Genomic DNA, 19,211 nt, shown 5'->3' with positions numbered 1-19,211 from the left:
CTTGCCGACAAGGACATCCTGGGTGCCCGACAGACTCAAAGGCAGGGACCCGCCGAGCACTATGCTGTACAACACGGCGCTGCTAGCCGGGTCCAAAGTGGTGTGGATCTTGGTTTCAATCGTGCAGTTCGCGGCGCAAGTCTGACCCGTAGTACCGATGGGACTGTTACCGGCGGGAACGCAACGGACGCACTTCCCGCCAGCGCCGCAAGCCGCATCGGTGGCACACGCAACCTCCCGTTTCAGGCCGCCGATGCAGACGCCAAGCTCGCTGAGGCCGCAGAACGCTTCGGACGTGCAGTGCTCGCCAGCATTGGAACCACCGATGCAGTAGCCACCGGTATCGCACTCTTCATCCGAATCCAGGATGCCGTTGCCGCAGTAGGCTCCTGCTGGCAACGCCTGCGCCAGAAGGAATAAAGCCACCATTACTACCGCCAGACGCAACCGCATCAGACTCCTCCAATCATGTTCGATCGCCGAGTCTTGTGGAACTTGAATTTGACGATCAGAGATCCATCGCGGGATCGTCAGAATCGTCACAAAGGTCGCATTCTCCAGCACCCGCCAATTCGTGCGTCAGGGCGGTAAAATCTGGCTACACCGATATCTCCAGACGGGCGGCACACCAACCTACCTTGGGACGCCAATAGCCTACTTCGGGTCGTATGTCAGCATGACGAGAGTGAGCGATCTATGATGTTTGTCACCGTTGGGGCAATTAACTGGCGCGAATCAATCTACGTATAGTTACGGAGTCGGCAAGGAATGATGTCGGTTTTCAAAAACTCGCGCGACACAGCGGGCGTACGGCGCAGAGCCCCAAAACGGCAGCATGCCCCCCGTTCACCGCCGGTGCCCGCACCCCGATACCCTCGGATTCTCTGAGCACCGGACGCATGGACACGGACAAAACACGGACAGGCCGCAACTAACTGCACATTATCAATCGATTAGACCGGCGCATTTGATTCTCAATCATGTGCTCCGGCCGATTTCTCACCGATTCTCGGTACCGCCGAAGTCAATTCTGCCGCGACTAGAGACGAAGAGAGCCGCCAGGTCGAAAACCCGGCGGCTCCGTAACGGAACAACGACCTCATTGACCTGCTTACCCACGAAGGAGTGGAGGCTCGCTGCAATTTTTCGCAGTTCCGAAGTCGGATAGCTTCAAGATGCGCCCCGGAAATAGAAGGCAGTTGTCCGGCTTGATGTCTCGATGCACTACCCGCTGGGCATGAATACGCTGGACACCCTTGCACGCCTCGCGGAAGAGAAGAAGAGAATCAAGCGGATTGGGCAAGGAGTAGATATAGTGGCGCAGGTTTCCAGCGGCTAATTCCGTGGAAAAATAGGCCATTGATATCTGCCAGCTTAGGTTGTTGGGACCGGTCACGGGAATTTTCAAAGACTGCTCGCCTTCGACGAGCTGGAGGATGTTGGGGTGCCCACGCAGATGTTCAAGAACCAGTGAATCCATCGGTATGTTTTGGCTGTGGTTGGCACCCGTGACACCCCTGCCGCGAATCGCACTCTAGAGGTCGAGGGTTCGACTCCATTCGGCTCCACTTTTCTTTTCAGGAATTTAAGCAGACGGCGAGAATGTTGCTGCCCTCGCAGCTTGCGGCTGAATACGCGGTCGACGTCTCTGGGAAACGCCGTTGACTGTGTTGACGCGCCATCGTGGTGGGCGCATAAGAAAAGCGGTGAGCGTCCCCCCATGGAGAGACCTCCTCGTGCTCCAGCAAAAAGCCTCGGGCCGCGGGCCGCGCCGCGAGGTGTCGGCCGGCGAGCCCTCATTGTTGATGGAGATGTAGACTCCGCCGAGCGGGTTGCTTTGTGGTTCCGGCAAGAGGGATGGACCGCACACGTGGCGGACGACGGCGTGAAGGCCCTCTCGCTCTTGTCCGAGAAACGCATTGATCTCGTCGTGACCGATCTGCAGATGCCCGGGATGAACGGATGGGAGCTGTTGCGGCATTTGGCTGGCCGCTGGGTCCCCACTCTGCCAGCGTCCCGGCGGCCGGCTCGGGTCGTCGTGGTCTCCGGACGTTCCGAGGCTGAGGTGAAACGCTTCGCCCAGCGTCTCGGCGCCGACGCGTTTCTCTCCAAACCGATCGACCGCAACACCTTGGTGAAGACCGTCGCGCGCCTATTTGTCACGACCAACGCCGCGTGCCGCAGCGACGCCGATGATCGATCCCCTTGACGGTCGGCGATCCAGTCCCGCCGTTCAGAGATCGCGCCGGTTGTAGATGGCGTCGAAGCGATCCATTTCGTCGAACTGCAAGTATTCGTACACCTCTTGCTTGTGCGGAGCGACCCGGGCCTCGAACTCGGCGAGGTACTCCTGCGCTGTCGGCAGCTTGCCCATCAGCGCGGTGACCGCACCCAGCTCCGCCGAGCCGAGGAAAACCTTCGCCCCATCACCCATGCGGTTGTCAAAGTTGCGCGTGGACGTGGAGAAGACGGTCATCCCAGCAGGTACGCGCAGCTGGTTGCCCATGCAGAGGGAGCATCCGGGGATTTCGATGCGAGCCCCGATCGAGTTGAACGACGCGAAGTAGGCCTCGCTCTTGAGTTTGGCCTGATCCATCCGCGTTGGCGGACAGACGTACGTGCGCGTCGCGGGGTTGTGTTTGCGGCCCGCCCAGATCTTGCCGGCGGCGCGGAAGTGACCGATGTTGGTCATGCACGAGCCGATAAACACGTCGTGAATCGCCGTCCCCGCCACCTCGGAGAGCACCTTGACGTCATCAGGATCGTTGGGGCAGGCCAAGATCGGCTCGGTGATCTCGCTGAGATCGATCCCGATCACCGCCGCGTACTCCGCCTTGGCGTCGGCCTTGAGCAGCTGGGGATGCGCCAGCCATGCCTCGATTGCCTGGGCCCGCTTCTTCAGGGTCTCGGCGTCCTGATAGCCGTCCTCGATCATGCGCCGGATGAGAGCCACGCTAGAACGCAGGAAGGTTTTGACCGACGCCTCGGAGAGCTGGATGCAGCCGGCGGCGGCCGAGCGCTCGGCGGCCGCGTCGGTGAGCTCGAACCCCTGCTCCACCGTCAGGTTCGGCAGTCCCTCCATCTCGACGATGCGGCCGTTGAAGACGTTCTTCTTGTTCTTCTTCGGTACCGTCAGCAAGCCCTTCTTGATCGCCCACAGCGGGATCGCGTTGACCGCGTCGCGCAGGGTGATGCCGGAGCGAAACTCACCGGAAAAGCGCACCAGGACCGACTCGGGCATGTCGAGCGGCATGAAGCCGAGCGCGCCGGCAAAGGCGACCAGGCCGGAGCCCGCCGGGAAGGAGATGCCGATCGGGAACCGGGTGTGCGAGTCGCCACCGGTTCCCACGGTGTCGGGCACCAGCAGCCGGTTCACCCAGCTGTGGCAGACGCCATCGCCCGGCCGCAGCGGCACGCCTTTGCGTTCCACGATAAAGGGCGGCAACGTCTGATGCATTTTCACATCCGCCGGCTTGGGGTAGGCCGCCGTGTGGCAGAACGACTGCAAGAACAGCGGGCTCTGGAACCGGAGGCAGGCGAGTTCCTTGAGTTCGTCGGCCGTCATCGGACCCGTCGTATCCTGCGACAGCACCGTGGTCATCATGGGCTCGCACGCGGTTCCGGGCAGCACGCCCGGGAGACCGACCGCCTTGCCCACGATCTTCTGCGCCTGGGTGTAGCCTTGGCCGGGCTTGGGCTTGGGGTTCTCGGTGTTGCGGAAGACATCGGTGTCGCCCAACCCGAGCGCCGCACGCGCCCGAGCGGTGAGCGCGTGACCGATGATCAGCGGAATGCGCCCTCCGGCGCGGAACTCGTCGGGGAGCGTGTTCGGGCTCATCTTGAAGCGCGAAACCACCTGCCCAGACGCCGACGTGATCGTACCCTTCCGCGTGTTGATCGTGATCTCGTCACCCATGCCGAGGCCGGTCACGTCGGCGATGAGGGGAAGCCCGCCGGAGTCCTCCGTGGTGTTGAAGAAGATGGGCGCGATGACCCCGCCGATGATCACACCGCCGCGGCGCTTGTTGGGCACCGCCGGAATGTCTTCGCCGATGTGCCAGAGGACGCTGTTGCAGGCCGACTTGCGCGACGAGCCGGTGCCGACCACATCACCCACGAAGGCCACGCGCGCCCCCGCCCGGCGCCACTCGGCGATGGTGTCGATGCCGCCGGGGAAACGCGTTCGGCCCATCGCCAGCGCGTGCAATGGAATGTCGGGACGCGTCGAGGCATCGCTGGCGGGTGAAAAATCGTCGGTGTTGATCTCGCCCTCCACTTTGAAAACCTTCACTGTGATTTCGACGGGTAGCTCCGGCCGCGAGGTGAACCACTCGGCCGCTGCCCATGCTGCGAGCACCTTCTTTGCCGCCCCGTTGGTCTTGGCGAGCTTCTCGACGTCATTGAAGGCGTCGTAGACCAGGACGATGTGGGAGAGCGCCTGGCGCGCGGCCTCCGCGACGTCGGCATCCTGAAGGGCTGCGATCAGAGGCTCGACGTTGTAACCACCGAGCATGGCGCCCAGGATCTCGACCGCGCCGACCTTCGAAATCAGCGGGCTCCGAGCCGTCCCCTTTAGAATCTGCCCGAGGAGGCCGGCTTTGACCCTGGCAGCGGGATCAACTCCGGGAGGCACACGGTTCTCGAACAGATCGAGAACGAACTGCTCCTGGCCCGCAGGGGGTGACTTGAGCAACTCACACAGTTGTTCAGTCTGCTCTGGGTTAAGAGGAAGCGGCGGAACGCCCTGGGCACCCCGCTCGACTACGTGCTTCTGGTAATTCTCGATCATTTTCGCGCTCCGGAAAGTTCGTTTGAGATAAGCTGCGGTTCTGACGGTTCCTTGTAACCAGAGTCAGGCACCAAGACAACCGCACCGGCTTTGGGTAGCGCGCCGCTGCGCTTTCCGATCAGCCTGATCGCCGTTGACTCTCCGTTCAGGCAGGGCTAAGCGTCGTCAGGAAACATGTATCCATCATGAAGAAGGGCGCACGCGGATGATGAGCAAGACGGTCGCAGTGCTTGGTGGCACGGGTAACGAAGGCCCGGGACTGGCCCTGCGCTGGGCGAACTCCGGAAAGTATAAGGTCATTGTTGGCTCTCGGCAGCTGGAAAAGGGGGAGCGGGTCGCCCAGGAGTTGAACGAGAAACTCGGCCGAGACGTGATCACCGGCATGACGAACGAAGATGCCGTCAAGGCGGCCGACCTGTGCGTGTTGACCGTCCCCTACAGCGCCCACGAGGCGACCCTGATGGGTCTGCGTGACTTGCTGCAAGGTAAGATTCTGGTTGACGTGACTGTCCCTCTCAAGCCGCCCAAGGTCAGTCAGGTCAACATCCCCCCCGGTGGCTCTGCTGGTCAAGAGGCGCAGGCCCTGCTCGGTGAAGGGGTGCGGGTTGTATCAGCCTTCCAGAATGTGGGCACGGTTCATCTGGCCGAGGATGAAAGCCACATCGATTGCGACGTGCTCGTTTGCGGCGACGACAAAGCGGCCAAACTCGAGGCCATTGCCTTGGCCGAGGCTGCGGGTATGCGCGGCATCGATGCCGGTCCGCTGCAAAACGCCGTCGTCGTCGAGGGGTTGACGTCGGTTCTCATCGGCATCAACATGCGCCACAAGGTCAAAGGGGCGGGAATCAAAATCACGGGCATCTGAGCTTGCGGCGAAGCGCCGTGATAAGATCTACCTAGGATCGCGTCCCATGTCGCCATACTCTGGTCCGAGCTTCCCGTTTCCTACGCATTACCTCGAACAACTGATCGAAAGTTCGCCTGACATCGTCGTGGCCGTCGACCGGGCCGGGACGATCGTCTTTTACAACGACGGCGCCGAGAAGAACCTTGGCTACTCGGCAGCGGAGATCTTGGGCGAGAATGTGTCGAGAGTGTACCCCTCGCTCGAGGAAGCCCGACGGGTCATGGAAGCCATGCGCAGCGACGACTGGGGTGGTCCCGGCAAGGTCAAGAACTTTGAAACCGTCTTCGCCGATCGCTGGGGGCAACGCCTGCCCGTCGCCATTTCCGGGTCGATTCTCTACGACGACGCCGGTTTGGAAATTGGCTCCATTGGATTCGCCAAGGACATCCACGAGATCCGGCGCCGAGATCGGCTGGCCACACTGGGAGAGGTGGCGGTGGCGGTGTGTCACGAGATCAACAACCCGCTGGAGGTGATCCTCAACCAAACAGAGCTTCTGGATCACTTCGTGCAGGACGCGGCCACCGACGAGCGCGCCATAGTGGAGGAAGAGCGGATCGAAGCGGTGCGCCGCGAGGTCAACAAGATTCAGCGCATCATCAACCGCCTCGTCGAGATGGCGAAGGGCGCGGATTATGGTACGCGCGAGTACCATGCTGGCACCCAGATGACCGACCTGGGGCCGCGTCCCAGCCGGCATGGGGAACCCATGCTCACGGGCTTGCGCGTCCTGGTGGTTGATGACGACCTGGGTGTGTGCCGCTCGATTCGTGACCTGCTGGCGGATGAGGGCTGCGAGGTCATTATGGCCGGCGGTGGCCTGCAAGCAGTGAAGGTCCTTGATCGCGTCCCGGTTGACCTCGTCGTCAGCGACGTGGTGATGCCGGACTTGGATGGTTACGATTTATTCATGGAAGTGAAACGGCGCGGGACGACACCGGTGCTGCTCATGACCGGCTACTATTACGACCGTGATCATGTCATCAAGCGTAGCCGACTTGAGGGCCTTGAAGGTGTCCTGTTCAAGAAACCGGTCGATCCGGAGCGTCTCAAGACCTTGGTGCGGGAGCTGTGCCACCGGCCTGCGGCCGGAGTTGGGACCGCGCCGTAGGGGTGGGCGGCTTCGCCGGACGCGGCACCGTTGGCGTTGCCGTGGCAGCCGGGCTCAGCCAGAGTTCGAATTGTCCAGTCTCGCCACGTACGACGACCCGTTCCGCCTCAATGCGGATCAACTGGCCGAGGCCGGTAACCTCATCGTTCAGGTGGTACAGCCCTGTCGCTCCGTTCGGCGCCTCGACGACAGCGAACGATTCCGGTTCGCCGAGGGCCACGCCGGCAAGACGATACCCCGCAGGCGACCGCGGCGGCGGCGTCCCAGCGGCCGTGATGCCGGCGGTGACGCGCATCTCCGGAGCCATCGTTGCCGTGGCAGTCACTGGCAACGGCACCAATACACTGCGGACCAAACGATTCCACAGCCAGAATCCCGACACCCCAACGATGGCGAGCAGGATCAGACCCAGTACCGCACGAAATTGCATGGCCACACACGCCCTACGAGACTGTCGCCGAGGAGTTGCCGGACCGGTCGCGCATCAGTACACTAGAAGGCAATATTCATGGAGTATCAGAAAAGGGAGGTCTTGCCCAAGCCTCTCGTCCTTCGCCTCATACCATACTGGGGGCTGGTCCTCGTCTGGATGGTCCTCATTTCGCTCCTCTCTACTGAGCCGTTCTCAGCGGAAAACACGAGCCGCTATATCGATCCCCTGCTGCGTTACTTGTTTCCGCACATCACCGCTGCCGAGTTCGTCTTCTGGCACACGGTGATCCGTAAGAGCGCCCATTTTGCCGAATTCTTCATCCTCGGCAACCTGGCATACTGGGCGCTGCGCCGTGGGCGCTCGCCAGGCTGGCGTGTGTCGTGGATGCTGCAAGCCCTGGGGCTGGCCGTGCTATACTCGCTGGCGGATGAGGCCCATCAAGCCTTCGTTCCCAACCGAACAGCGTCGCTGTTCGACAGCGGCATCGATTCACTCGGCGCGGCTGTCAGCCAAACTCTCATTTACCTCCGTCACGTGCTGCTGGCCCGTCTGGCGTCGCTGCGGTGACCGGGCTCGCATAACACCAGAGGCCGTCAGAACACAGCGTGCCGGACTGGACAATAGGCGCAATGGTTGACGTCTCCAACCAGCCCCTAGCCCCGTTTGCGAAGGAGTGGATGCGATGACCCCTACTGTCCAAGAACTCTATGCGTTGCTTGCAGAAAGAGCCGCGGCGATGCGCCAGCGCCTGGGGCGGGATCTCACCCTGGCGGAGAAGATCCTGTTCGCACATCTCGACCATCCCGAGTCCGCCGACATCGAGCGGGGCAAAGGGTGGATCGATCTACGGCCGGACCGGGTCGCCATGCAAGACGCGACGGCGCAGATGGCGCTGCTGCAATTCATGCAAGCCGGGCGCAGGCGGGTCGCGGTACCGAGCACGGTGCATTGCGACCACCTCATCCGTGCCCGCACCGGCGCCGGATCGGACATGCAAGTCGCCCTCACCGAGAACAATGAGGTCTACCAGTTCCTGAAGTCGGCGGCGCAGAAGTATGGCATCGGCTTCTGGAACCCCGGATCGGGAATCATCCACCAAGTCATCTTGGAGAATTACGCCTTTCCTGGCGGCCTGATGATCGGCACGGATTCCCACACCCCCAACGCCGGCGGTCTCGGGATGCTGGCGATCGGTGTCGGCGGCGCCGACGCCGCGGATGTGATGGCGGGACTGCCATGGAACGTACGCATGCCCAAGTTCATCGGCGTACGTCTCACCGGTAGTCTCTCCGGATGGACCTCGCCCAAAGATGTCATCTTGAAGCTGGCGGGCATCCTGACGGTGAAGGGCGGCACCGGAAAGATCATCGAGTACTTCGGCTCCGGCACCGGCTCGATCAGCTGCACCGGGAAAGCCACGATCACCAACATGGGAGCGGAACTCGGTGCGACGACCTCGGTGTTCCCCTTCGATGAACGCATGGCAACCTATCTGCGCGCCACCAACCGCGCGGAGCAGGCGGCATTGGCGGAAAAGTACGCGCGGGAACTCGGCGCCGATGCCGCGGTCGAGAAGGATCCCGCCAAGTTCTATGACGAGGTCATCGAAATCGACCTGTCGAAGCTGGAGCCGCACGTCGTCGGACCGCACACGCCCGATCTCGCCCGGCCGATCTCGCAGCTCGCGGACGACGCCAGGAAAAACGGCTACCCGCTCGACATCCGCGTCGCGCTGATCGGCAGCTGCACCAATTCCTCGTACGAGGACATCGGCCGCGCGGCGCACGTCGCCAAGCAGGCGCTCGATCACGGTATCAAGGCGCGCGTGGCGTTCATGATCTCACCGGGCTCGGATCAGATTCACAACACCGTCGAGCGGGACGGGCAAATGCATATTCTCGAACAGATCGGCGGCACCGTGCTCGCTAACGCGTGCGGCCCATGCATTGGGCAGTGGCAGCGCGACGACATCAAGAAGGGCGAACGGAACAGCATCATCACGTCCTTCAACCGCAACTTCCCGGCCCGTAACGACTCCAACCCGGAAACTCTGGCGTTCATCGCCAGCCCGGAAATCGTCACCGCCTTGAGTGTGGCCGGTCGCCTCGACTTCAACCCCTTGACCGATACCTTGACCGGGGCCAACGGCCAACGCGTCAAGTTCGCGCCGCCGCAGGCCCCCGAGCTGCCGGCAAAGGGCTTTGCGCCAGGTCACGCCGGCTTCGTCGAGCCGCCGGCTGATGGCAGCGCCATCGAGGTGAAGGTCAAACCCGACAGTGAACGCTTACAGCTCCTGAAGCCGTTTGCCGCCTGGGACGGCAAAGACTATGAACGCCTGCCGCTCCTGCTCAAAGCAAAGGGGAAGTGCACGACGGATCACATCTCGCCGGCCGGGCCGTGGTTACGCTACCGCGGTCACCTCGACAGAATCAGCGACAACATGTTCACCGGCGCCATCAATGCGTTTACCGGGGAGGCCGGAAAAGGGCGCGATGCGCTCACCGGCGAGACCGGCGTGCCCTATCCGAAGATCGCGCGGCACTACAAGTCCGAGGGGCTCAGCTGGGTTGTGGTCGGCGACGAGAATTACGGCGAGGGTTCGAGTCGCGAGCATGCGGCCATGGAGCCGCGTTTTCTCGGGGGTAAAGCCGTGATCGCGAGCAGTTTCGCGCGCATCCATGAAACCAATCTGAAAAAACAAGGGATGCTGCCGCTCACCTTCGACAACCCGGCAGACTACGACAAGGTGCAGGAAACCGACCGGATCAGCGTCGTCGGCCTGAAGGACCTTGCCCCGGGCAAGCCGCTCACGGTCCTCCTCCATCACGCCGACGGCAAAGACGAGACCATCCGCTGCCGCCACAGCTTCAGCGCCGAACAGATCGCCTGGTTCAAGGCCGGCGCGGCGCTGAATCTGCTGAGGGACGAATAGCTCTCACACCTTGTCTCTCTGCATCAACAGCCGCCGCGCTTGACTGGCGATGGTGGCCGACACGTTCTTGCTCTTGGCGAGCAGCCGGATGTCGCGCTCCATCAATACGTTGACGAAGTGCACGGCGTTGACCAACGGGGTCTTGGGATTGGTCACCAGCGCCAGCTTCACCTGATAATTGCGTAGCCAGGACTTGTGTTCCGCGATTTGTCGCAGCAGGTCGGCATCGAGGTTGCGGTTGCGGGCGATCGCGAGGATCTCGTCGTCCGTGATGCGCGGGTTCTTCAGGACGAAACGCTGAATGAGGCGGTTGGGGTCGCGGATCAGAATGAGGCGGGCGTCGCGGTTACCCTTGAGCGCCAACTTGACGCGCTCCCCCACCGACATGTGGACGATCTGCGTATAGAGGCTCTTGTTGACCGGCTTCTCGGGTTCCGGTTCAACCAGCATTTCCTCGGGCACGATGTACGGGTCGTCGCCGCGCTCGACGCTCTCGGCAATGGCTTGGATCTCGGGTTCCTCTGGCGTCATGCCTTCGCGGCCTTCGCGGCTTCAGCCTCCTTGATGGCGCGCTCCGCCAAGTGCGCTGGGAGCTCCTCATAGTGCGAAAATGCGACGGTGAAGGAGCCCCGGCCGCTGGTCATGGAGCGGAGGTCGGGCGAGTACTTGAGCACCTCGGACATCGGCACTTGCGCGCGGATCACTTGCCCGCCGGGCTTCGAATCCACCCCGAGCACCTTGCCGCGCCGGCTGTTCAGGTCGCCGATGACGTCGCCCATGGCGTCATCGGGCACGACGACTTCCATCGACATGATGGGTTCGAGCAAGATGGGTTTGGCCTGGCTCATTGCCGCCCTGAACCCCATGGAAGCGGCGATCTTGAACGCCATTTCCGACGAGTCGACCTCGTGATAGGAGCCGTCGTACAGGGTCACGCGCACGTCGACGATCGGGTAGCCAGCGAGGATGCCCTCGCCGAGCGCTTCGCGCACGCCCTTCTCGACCGCGGGGATGTACTGTCTGGGCACGACGCCCCCGACGATCTTGTCGACGAACTCGAAGCCGGTACCGCGCGGCAAGGGTTCCACCTCGAGCCAGGCATCGCCATATTGGCCGCGGCCGCCAGACTGCTTCTTCAGCTTGCCCTGTGATTTGGCGCGCCCCTTGATGGTTTCCTTGTGCGGCACCTTGGGCGCCTTGAGCTCGACCTCGGCGTTGTACTTCCGCTTCAGGCGCTCGATCACCACTTCGATGTGGAGTTGGTCGACGCCGGAAAGGATCAGCTCACGGGTTTGCGGATCGCGGTGCATTTCCAGTGACGGGTCTTCCTCCATCATGCGCGCCAGCGCCTGCGTCGCCTTTTCCTCGTCACCCTTGCTCTTCGGCTCGACCGCGAACGAGATTGCCGGTGGGGAGAGGACCAACCCCGGATAGAGGATCGGGGCTTTCTCATCGGCCAGGGTATCGCCGCTGGCGGTGTCCTTGAGCTTGGCGACGGCAACAATCTCGCCGGGGATGGCATGCGACACCGGCACCTGCTTCTTGCCCGCGAGTTTGAAGATGTGCCCCAAACGCTCTCGGTTGCCCTTGTTGACGTTCAGCACGGTGGAGTCGGCCGCAACCTTGCCGGACAGCACACGGAAGATGGACAGCTTACCCGCGAATGGATCGGCGATGGTCTTGAAGACAAACGCGGAAAAGGCCTCGGTCGCCTCTGGACGCCGCTCGATCGGTTCTTTGATCTTTGGATCTACCCCGGTCAATGTGCCGAGGTCAGCTGCCGATGCCAGGTAGTCGACGGCGGCATCGAGCAGCGGCTGAAGGCTGGCCGATTTCGCCGCCGAGCCACACAGCACCGGGACAAAACGGCGCGCTATCGTGCCCTCGCGCAGCGCCTGCACCACGTCTTCGTTGCTGAGCGTGCCGTTCTCGAGGTACTTCTCCGTCAACGCATCGTTCGCTTCTGCCGTCGTTTCCACCATCCGTTCGCGAGCCCTCTCCGCGTCCGCTTTGACGTCGGCTGGAATCGCCTCCTCTTTGAGGGAGCCGTCGGCCTGTATCATCAAGGCCCGCATGTTGATGAGGTCGACCACCCCGCGGAAATTCTCTGCCGCACCGATCGGCAACTGGATGGCAACCGGATTGGCGCCGAGGACCTTCTTCAGGTCGTTCACGCCAGCCTGGAAGTCGGCTCGCTCACGGTCCATGCGACTGACGAAGGCGACCACCGGCAGGTGCAGCTCGCCCGCTCGCGCCCACACTTTCTCCGCCTCGACGCGCAGTTCATCGGCGGCCGGTGACAGCACAAAGACGAGGCCGGTGCAGGCGCGCATGCAGTTCAACGTATCGAGGAGAAAATTGGCGTAGCCGGGCATGTCGGCGATGGTGAAGTCGTGTTTCTTCCACGCCAGGCTATAGAACGCCGTGCTCAGCGTGATCTTCCGCCGGATTTCCTCCGGCTCGAAGTCGAAGTTCGAGCTGCCGTCCTCGGAGCGGCCCACGCGCGTCACGGCGCCGGCCGCAAAGAGCAATGCGTCCGCCAGGAAGGTCTTCCCCACGCCTCCCTGGCCGACCACACCGATGCTACGGACCAAGTTCACATCATCAGCCATAATGCCTCCGGTTCAGTCCTGAGAATTCCGTTCATAAATCAAGCGCAGTCCGTCCAAGGTCAGGAACTCATCCACCTCTTCTATCGTTTCCGACTCGGGCGCGAGCAACGGGGCAAACCCGCCGGTGGCAATGACCCGCGCCTTCACCTTGTTCTCCTTCTGAATACGCACGACCAGACCGTCGACCAGCGCCACGTAGCCGTAGATGAGGCCCGACTGAATGGCCTGGGTCGTGTTCCGTCCGACGACCTGTTTGGGTTTGGCCAATTCGACGCGGTACAGCTTGGCGGCACGCGCAAAGAGCGCGTCGCTCGAGATGCCGAGTCCCGGCGCGATGATGCCGCCGACGTACTCGCCCTTGTCGGAGACGTAGTCAAACGTCGTCGCCGTCCCAAAGTCGACGACAATGGTGGTGTCGCCGGTGCGTTCGTAGGCGGCAATGGCGTTGACGATGCGGTCGGCACCGACCTCCTGCGGTTTGTCGTACAGGATCGGCATGCCGGTGCGCACTCCGGGTCCAACGAACAGCGGTGAAGCACCGAGGTACCGCTGACACAGGACGTCGATCACACGATTCATCGGCGGGACCACGCAGGCCACGGCGATCCCGGCTATTCCCGGGTTGCCGACCCCCGCCAGGAGGCTCCGCACCAGCACGCCGTACTCATCGGCCGTGCGGCCATTCTCGGTCTGCAGACGCCAGTGGTGGCGCAGCACCTTGCCTTCGTAGACGCCAAGTACGGTCTGCGTGTTTCCAACGTCGATCGCGAGAAACATGTCTCTCAGCCCATCGTAGGGGCGCAGCAGACTGCGCCTCTACGCCCTACGCTGCATGCTGCCCCTCTATGCATAACCATCCACCACGGTCACATCGCCTGCGACCACTCGGATTTCCTGCCCGGCAGTGTCTCGCAGCCGCAAGGTGGCGTCGGCACCGATGCCGGTCACGACCCCTGCATGCCGTTCCCCACCCCCGTCGATGTGGACGTGGCGTCCCGTCAAACAGGAGAGACCTTCCCACAATGGCTGGATGGCGGCAAACCCTTCACGCAAGAAAACTTCGTAGCGTGCCTCCAGTCGCGACAGCAAGCGCGCAGCGAACCCACCGCGATCGACTGGTGTCCCGACCGCCGTACACAAGCCGATCGCTTTGTCTCGCAAATCGGGCGGGAAGTCGTCCGCCACGCTGTTCAGATTCACGCCGACACCAAGGATAACAAAACGGACGCGGCCATCCTCCGCTTCCATCTCCAACAGAATCCCGGCGACTTTTCGGCCGGCTACCAGCACATCGTTCGGCCATTTGATCGCCACCTGCGGCGTCCACTCGCGGACGGTTTCGGCAACCGCCAGTCCCGCCACCAGGCCGATCGGCGGCGCGTCGGAGACCGGGAGGCCAGGGCGGAGAATGACCGAGAGATACAGGTTGCGGTACGGCGGCGACACCCACGTCCGTCCCAGCCGGCCCCGCCCCTTTGTCTGCGTTTCCGCGAGGACGACGGTGCCGTCGGCCGCGCCGCCGCGGGCCAGCTGGTGCGCCACGGTGTTGGTGGAGTCGACGCTCTCGAAGTAGTGCAGATGGCATCCGATGCGTGCCGCGGCGCGCGCGCCACGGAGGTCGTCGATGGACAGAGGGGGGTGCACGGAGGGAAGGGTCATGCCGCCATCGTTCCGCTCTCCTTTGCGGCTGCAGGGGCGCAGCATGCTGCGCCGCTACGGAAAGGCGCCAGGAGAAGAGGGAACATCGTTTACACCCTCATTCCAGAAACAGCGTCATGTGGATGTCGATCGCGGGCGCCGAATGGGTCAAGGCACCGATGGAAATGATGTCGACCCCGGCCTCGGCGACGGCGCGGACATTGTCCAGATCGATGCCGCCCGAGGCTTCCACCACCGCGCGGCCGGCAATGCGGCGCACGGCTTCGACGATCGTCTCGACCGCCATGTTGTCGAGCAGAATGATCTCGGCCCCGGCCGTCAGCGCCTCATTGACCTCGCCGAGCGTCGTGCACTCCACCTCGACCTTCAACCCGTGCGGCGCGCCGACGTGCGCCGCCGCAACCGCCGCGCTGACCCCACCGGCCGCCGTGATGTGGTTGTTCTTGATCAGAATGCCGTCGTCCAAGCGGTGGCGATGGTTGAACCCGCCGCCGACGCGCACCGCATACTTCTCCAAGGTTCGCAGCCCCGGGATGGTCTTGCGGGTATCGACGATGCGGCAGCCACAGCCGCTGAGGGCGGCCACAAAGCGGTTGGTCAATGTCGCGATGCCGGAGAGGTGTTGCAGGAAATTCAGGATGACGCGTTCGGTCGCCAGCAGCCTATGGGCCGGTCCGTTGAGAACAGCGAGTGCGTCACCAACCGTCACGCGCGTGCCGTCCACAACGACTTCACGCACGTCGATGCCGCCCCCGGCGGCGTCGCACACCTTGCGCACCAAGGGAATGCCGGCAACGACGGCGGTTTCCTTCGCCGTAATTTCGGCGCGGGCCCGGGTCTCCTTGGCGACGGTCAACCGTGTGGTGAGGTCACCCGCGCCAACGTCCTCCGCCAGCGCGGTCCGCACCAGCGTATCTACAGCGGCAAGATCGAAGACATCCATGGTCCTCAGGATTCCTCGCTCAACGCGGCCAGGTGCCGCTGCAGCGTTCCCTGGCGCTGGCGCAGGCCGGTGGCACGCTGGCGTTCCTTCTCCACGATCTCCACGGGCGCCTTGTCGATGAAGTCGGGGCGGTTCAGTTTGACTTCCACGCCGGCCAACTCTTTCTCGATCTTGGCGAGATCGCGTTCCAGACGTTTGCGCACCTCGAGGGGATCGACCACGCCCCGCAAGGTCACGAACACTTCGCCCAGTCCTTCGACCAGCGCCGACGGTTCGCCGGCCGGGCGTTGCCCGCCGCCGAGCAGTTCGACAGTGTGAAGGCGCGCCAGCACCTTCATGTACGGCTCGAGCGCCATGACCTGATCACCGCGCCCGTCGGCGGCGACGCGAATGGCCACCGAGGCACTGGGGGGAATGCCCAGTTCGGAGCGGATGTTTCGGACACTGCGGACCGCCTCGATGAGCTGGTTGACGGCGACCTCCGCTGCCGCATCGCCCCGCGAGGCATCGGCCTGCGGATAGGGCGCCACCATGACGCTGTCCGTCGTCTTGGCCAGCGGCAACGTCTGCCAGATCTCTTCCGTGACGAAGGGCATGAACGGATGCAGCAGACGCAGCGCGTGCTCCAGGACATGGACGAGCACGGCGCACACCCGCTGCTTGGCTGCGGTGTCATCCCCGGACAAGGCAACTTTGCTCAACTCCAGGTACCAATCGCAGTACTCGTGCCAGATGAACTGGTACAGCGCCAGCGCCGCATCATTGAAGCGATAGGCCGCGAAACCAGCTCGCACTTCCGCGATGACCGACTGGAGGCGCGAGAGGATCCAGCGGTCCGGCAGGGAGAGGGCGTCTGGTATGAGCGACGCCAGCGGCGCCACCACATCGGTGTCCACGTTCATCAACACGAAGCGCGCCGCGTTCCAGATCTTGTTGGCGAAGTGGCGGCCCAGATCGGTCTTCTCGACGGCGTAGCGCACGTCTTCGCCCGGCGGCGCCAATGAGACGATGGTGAAGCGGAGCGCATCGGCGCCGTAATTCGCAATCACGTCCAGCGGGTCCGGCGAGTTGCCGAGGGACTTCGACATCTTGCGGCCTTGCAGGTCGCGCACGATGCTGTTGAAGCACACCTCGCTGAACGGCCGCTCGCCCATGAACTCGTAGCCCGCCATCACCATGCGCGCGACCCAGAAGAAGATGATATCGGCGGCGGTGATCAGGGTGTCCGTGGGGTAGAAGCGGCGCAGCGTCGGCGAGTCGTCGGGCCAGCCCATGGTCGAGAAGGGCCACAGCCAAGAGCTGAACCAGGTGTCGAGCACGTCGGCGTCCTGTCGGATCTTGGGGCTGCCGCAATCGGCGCACTGTGTGGGATCGGTGCGCGCCACGGTTTCCTTGCCGCACGCCTCGCAGTACCACACCGGAATGCGATGCCCCCACCACAGCTGACGACTGATGCACCAGTCGCGGATGTTCTCCATCCAGTGCACGTACACGCCGACCCAGCGTTCCGGATAGAGCCGCAGGCTGCCGTCGCGAACGGCGGCAAGGGCGGGCTGTGCCAGCGGCGCCATGCGCACGAACCACTGCTGCGACAGATACGGTTCGATCAACGTGCTGCAGCGCTCACAGCGCCGCACCGGTACGCGGTAGGGTTCGGTCTTGACCAACAGGTCGCGGGCCTCCAGATCGGCGACGATCTGCTGGCGTGCCGCGAAGCGATCGAGATTCTTGTAGACGCCGCCGTTCTCGTTGACCGTTCCGGCCGTGTCCATGATGACCACAGCAGGCAGTCCGTGTCGCTGCCCCATCTCAAAGTCGTTGGCATCGTGCGCCGGTGTGACTTTGACGGCTCCGGTCCCAAAGGCCGGATCGACGAGGGTATCGGCGATCACGGGAATGGGTCGTTCCATCAGCGGCAGGATCACCCGTTTGCCGACCAAATCGCGATAGCGCGCATCCGTCGGATTGACGGCGACGCCGGTGTCACCGAGCATCGTCTCCGGACGTGTGGTCGCTACCACCACACCCGGCCCACCATCCTCCGCCGGATAGCGAATGTACCAGAGCGAGCCGCTCTCGCCGCCGTCCGTGGTGATGGCTTCCTCATCGGAGAGCGCCGTCTGGCAACGCGGGCACCAGTGAATGATACGCTGGCCGCGGTAGATCAGGCCTTTCTCGTAGAGGCGAACGAACACCTCGCGCACCGCCTGCGACAGACCAGGGTCCATGGTGAAGCGTTCACGCCGCCAGTCGCAGGAGCAGCCGAGTTTCTTCAGCTGCAGCAGAATGGTGCTGCCGTAGCGTTCCTTCCAGGCCCAGACGCGCTGCTCGAACTGCTCGCGGCCGAGATCGTGGCGCGTGAGGCCCTCCGCCGCCAGTTGCTTCTCGACCACGTTCTGTGTGGCGATGCCGGCGTGATCGGTGCCGGGCAGCCAGAGGGTCACGTGGCCGTCCATACGCTTGAAGCGCACGAGGACGTCTTGCAGGCTATTGTTGAGCACGTGCCCCATGGTGAGCACGCCGGTGACGTTGGGCGGTGGGATCACGATGGAGAATCGAGGTCCTGACCGCGTCTCGTCGGCGCAGAAATAGCCTCGTTGTTCCCAGAAGCCGTACCACTTGTCTTCCACGGCAGCGGGATCGTAGGTCTTATTGAGTTCGGCCATATGTTACGACACAAATCGTGCGGGTAGACTCATCTTGGCTACAAGAATCGCGACCCATTCGCAACTGCGTCTCCGCTCTCCGGAGGGGCAACGGAAAGGCAGGGCAACCGATGAAAGTCGTGATCACGGGGGCAACCGGGTTTGTCGGCCGGGCACTTGTCCGCCGGCTCATCGCCGAAGGGCATGAGATCGTCGCGCTCACTCGTAACCTGGAGCGGGCGCACGCGGCGCTGCCGGCTCGGTGCGCCTGCGAGCCGTGGGACCCCGCCGCGGGTCCCGACCCAGCGGTGATCCGCGGGGCAGACGCCGTCGTCCATCTGGCGGGCGAAGGCGTGGCGGACCACCTGTGGACGCCCGCTCGCAAGCAGGCCATTCGCGACTCGCGCCTCGGCGGCACCCGCGCCCTCGTCCGCGCTATCGCCACCGTGCCAAGCGAGGCACGGCCACGCGCCCTGATTTCGGCCTCGGCGATCGGCTACTACGGGGACCGCGGCGACGAGCAACTGGACGAGCAGTCGCAGCCAGGGAACGACTTTCTTGCCGAGGTCTGCACGGCGTGGGAGCAGGAGGCCTTCGCGGCCGAGAAGCTGGGCGTGCGCACCGTCGTGGTGCGTATCGGCGTCGTGCTTGGCAAGGAGGGCGGCGCGCTGCAAAAAATGCTGCTCCCGTTCCGGCTCGGGCTCGGCGGCCGTCTCGGCTCGGGGCGGCAATGGATGAGTTGGATCCATCTGGACGATCTCGTCAGTCTGTTCGTTTCCGTGATTGGTGACGGGAACGCCACCGGAGCCATCAACGGCGTCGCGCCAGCGCCGGTGACCAACGCGGTCTTCACGGCAGCCCTCGGCAAGGTCCTCTACCGGCCCGTGATCCTGCCGGTCCCCGCGTTCGCCCTACGCCTAACCCTGGGGGAGATGTCGGCGATCTTGCTCGCCAGCCAGCGGGCGCTGCCACGCGCCGCCACGCAGCTCGGCTTCACCTTTCGCTATCCGGATATCCGGGGCGCGCTGGCCGACCTGTGCTAAGCATCCAGGCCGGCTTGCGCCGTGGCTCACCTGTGATCGATCCGTTCCACGTAAAGGTATTGCACGTGGCCGGCATCGTTGACGAAGAGGTTGAGCGCGAAGCTGATGGCGCTCAGCAGTAAGGCGCCGATCACCGC

At 63.4% G+C, this 19,211-nt stretch carries 16 protein-coding genes; 6 read left to right on the top strand and 10 right to left on the bottom strand.

Going from position 1 to position 19,211, the window contains the following annotated elements; translation table 11 throughout:
- Together VF515_05560 and VF515_05555 are read right to left on the bottom strand one after the other, a co-directional pair.
- Positions 1-564 (bottom strand): hypothetical protein (locus VF515_05560; protein ID HEX7407103.1); only part of this gene is annotated, 564 nt, incomplete at its 3' end.
- A 547-nt stretch (positions 565-1,111) separates the two neighbouring features.
- Entirely contained in the window at positions 1,112-1,480 is a 369-nt protein-coding gene (locus VF515_05555; protein ID HEX7407102.1) for a protein kinase, read from the bottom strand.
- Positions 1,481-1,720: 240 nt separating this feature from the next.
- Between VF515_05555 and VF515_05550 the strand changes: the two genes are divergently transcribed.
- Positions 1,721-2,209, top strand: a complete 489-nt coding sequence (locus tag VF515_05550; GenBank protein ID HEX7407101.1) for a response regulator — start codon at positions 1,721-1,723, stop codon at positions 2,207-2,209.
- 24 nt (positions 2,210-2,233) lie between these two features.
- Here the strand turns inward: VF515_05550 and VF515_05545 are convergent, their stop codons facing one another.
- A complete protein-coding gene (locus VF515_05545) occupies positions 2,234-4,789 on the bottom strand; it encodes a bifunctional aconitate hydratase 2/2-methylisocitrate dehydratase (GenBank protein HEX7407100.1) in 2,556 nt (851 codons plus the stop codon).
- Positions 4,790-4,994: 205 nt separating this feature from the next.
- Between VF515_05545 and npdG the strand changes: the two genes are divergently transcribed.
- The gene (npdG, locus tag VF515_05540; protein HEX7407099.1) at positions 4,995-5,654 is read left to right on the top strand and encodes an NADPH-dependent F420 reductase; all 660 of its coding nucleotides are present in this window, start codon (positions 4,995-4,997) and stop codon (positions 5,652-5,654) included.
- A gap of 46 nt (positions 5,655-5,700) precedes the next feature.
- On the top strand, positions 5,701-6,807 hold the full coding sequence (locus tag VF515_05535; GenBank protein ID HEX7407098.1) for a response regulator: 1,107 nt from the start codon (positions 5,701-5,703) through the stop codon (positions 6,805-6,807).
- Here the strand turns inward: VF515_05535 and VF515_05530 are convergent.
- The gene (locus VF515_05530) at positions 6,746-7,237 is read right to left on the bottom strand and encodes a hypothetical protein (protein HEX7407097.1); all 492 of its coding nucleotides are present in this window, start codon (positions 7,235-7,237) and stop codon (positions 6,746-6,748) included. The genes VF515_05535 and VF515_05530 overlap by 62 nt on opposite strands.
- Before the next feature lie 78 nt (positions 7,238-7,315).
- Here VF515_05530 and VF515_05525 point away from each other — a divergent pair, with 78 nt between their 5' ends.
- Positions 7,316-7,807: a VanZ family protein gene (locus VF515_05525; GenBank protein HEX7407096.1), complete on the top strand. Its 492-nt coding sequence runs from the start codon at positions 7,316-7,318 to the stop codon at positions 7,805-7,807.
- A gap of 115 nt (positions 7,808-7,922) precedes the next feature.
- The gene (locus tag VF515_05520) at positions 7,923-10,172 is read left to right on the top strand and encodes an aconitate hydratase (protein ID HEX7407095.1); all 2,250 of its coding nucleotides are present in this window, start codon (positions 7,923-7,925) and stop codon (positions 10,170-10,172) included.
- Between the two features lie 3 nt (positions 10,173-10,175).
- On the opposite strand, the gene VF515_05515 is transcribed toward VF515_05520, so the two are convergent.
- From VF515_05515 to VF515_05490, 6 genes are all read right to left on the bottom strand, one after another.
- A complete protein-coding gene (locus tag VF515_05515) occupies positions 10,176-10,703 on the bottom strand; it encodes a hypothetical protein (protein ID HEX7407094.1) in 528 nt (175 codons plus the stop codon).
- A complete protein-coding gene (fusA, locus tag VF515_05510; GenBank protein ID HEX7407093.1) occupies positions 10,700-12,784 on the bottom strand; it encodes an elongation factor G in 2,085 nt (694 codons plus the stop codon). Before fusA ends, VF515_05515 begins: the two co-directional genes overlap by 4 nt.
- A gap of 12 nt (positions 12,785-12,796) precedes the next feature.
- Positions 12,797-13,561 carry a type III pantothenate kinase gene (locus VF515_05505; GenBank protein HEX7407092.1) on the bottom strand — a complete coding sequence of 255 codons (765 nt, stop codon included), beginning with the start codon at positions 13,559-13,561 and terminating at the stop codon, positions 12,797-12,799.
- Between the two features lie 66 nt (positions 13,562-13,627).
- Positions 13,628-14,443 carry a biotin--[acetyl-CoA-carboxylase] ligase gene (locus tag VF515_05500; protein HEX7407091.1) on the bottom strand — a complete coding sequence of 272 codons (816 nt, stop codon included), beginning with the start codon at positions 14,441-14,443 and terminating at the stop codon, positions 13,628-13,630.
- Between the two features lie 97 nt (positions 14,444-14,540).
- Positions 14,541-15,386 (bottom strand): carboxylating nicotinate-nucleotide diphosphorylase, encoded by an 846-nt coding sequence (nadC, locus tag VF515_05495; protein ID HEX7407090.1) that lies wholly within the window; start codon positions 15,384-15,386, stop codon positions 14,541-14,543.
- A 5-nt stretch (positions 15,387-15,391) separates the two neighbouring features.
- Entirely contained in the window at positions 15,392-18,052 is a 2,661-nt protein-coding gene (locus VF515_05490) for a valine--tRNA ligase (protein ID HEX7407089.1), read from the bottom strand.
- A gap of 110 nt (positions 18,053-18,162) precedes the next feature.
- Here VF515_05490 and VF515_05485 point away from each other — a divergent pair, with 110 nt between their 5' ends.
- Entirely contained in the window at positions 18,163-19,074 is a 912-nt protein-coding gene (locus tag VF515_05485) for a TIGR01777 family oxidoreductase (GenBank protein HEX7407088.1), read from the top strand.
- The last annotated feature ends 137 nt before the right edge of the window (positions 19,075-19,211 follow it).

Source organism: Candidatus Binatia bacterium, assembly GCA_036382395.1.
GTDB lineage: Bacteria > Desulfobacterota > Binatia > HRBIN30 > HRBIN30 > JAGDMS01.
Note: the sequence above shows the minus strand (reverse complement) of the source record. Positions and strands in the feature narration are given on the sequence as shown.

Coding starts and splice junctions, on each gene's coding strand:
- VF515_05555 (HEX7407102.1), bottom strand. CDS start 1,480: ATGGATTCACTGGTTCTTGAACATCTGCGTGGGCACCCCAACATCCTC.
- VF515_05550 (HEX7407101.1), top strand. CDS start 1,721: ATGGAGAGACCTCCTCGTGCTCCAGCAAAAAGCCTCGGGCCGCGGGCC.
- VF515_05545 (HEX7407100.1), bottom strand. CDS start 4,789: ATGATCGAGAATTACCAGAAGCACGTAGTCGAGCGGGGTGCCCAGGGC.
- npdG (HEX7407099.1), top strand. CDS start 4,995: ATGATGAGCAAGACGGTCGCAGTGCTTGGTGGCACGGGTAACGAAGGC.
- VF515_05535 (HEX7407098.1), top strand. CDS start 5,701: ATGTCGCCATACTCTGGTCCGAGCTTCCCGTTTCCTACGCATTACCTC.
- VF515_05530 (HEX7407097.1), bottom strand. CDS start 7,237: ATGCAATTTCGTGCGGTACTGGGTCTGATCCTGCTCGCCATCGTTGGG.
- VF515_05525 (HEX7407096.1), top strand. CDS start 7,316: ATGGAGTATCAGAAAAGGGAGGTCTTGCCCAAGCCTCTCGTCCTTCGC.
- VF515_05520 (HEX7407095.1), top strand. CDS start 7,923: ATGACCCCTACTGTCCAAGAACTCTATGCGTTGCTTGCAGAAAGAGCC.
- VF515_05515 (HEX7407094.1), bottom strand. CDS start 10,703: ATGACGCCAGAGGAACCCGAGATCCAAGCCATTGCCGAGAGCGTCGAG.
- fusA (HEX7407093.1), bottom strand. CDS start 12,784: ATGGCTGATGATGTGAACTTGGTCCGTAGCATCGGTGTGGTCGGCCAG.
- VF515_05505 (HEX7407092.1), bottom strand. CDS start 13,561: ATGTTTCTCGCGATCGACGTTGGAAACACGCAGACCGTACTTGGCGTC.
- VF515_05500 (HEX7407091.1), bottom strand. CDS start 14,443: ATGACCCTTCCCTCCGTGCACCCCCCTCTGTCCATCGACGACCTCCGT.
- nadC (HEX7407090.1), bottom strand. CDS start 15,386: ATGGATGTCTTCGATCTTGCCGCTGTAGATACGCTGGTGCGGACCGCG.
- VF515_05490 (HEX7407089.1), bottom strand. CDS start 18,052: ATGGCCGAACTCAATAAGACCTACGATCCCGCTGCCGTGGAAGACAAG.
- VF515_05485 (HEX7407088.1), top strand. CDS start 18,163: ATGAAAGTCGTGATCACGGGGGCAACCGGGTTTGTCGGCCGGGCACTT.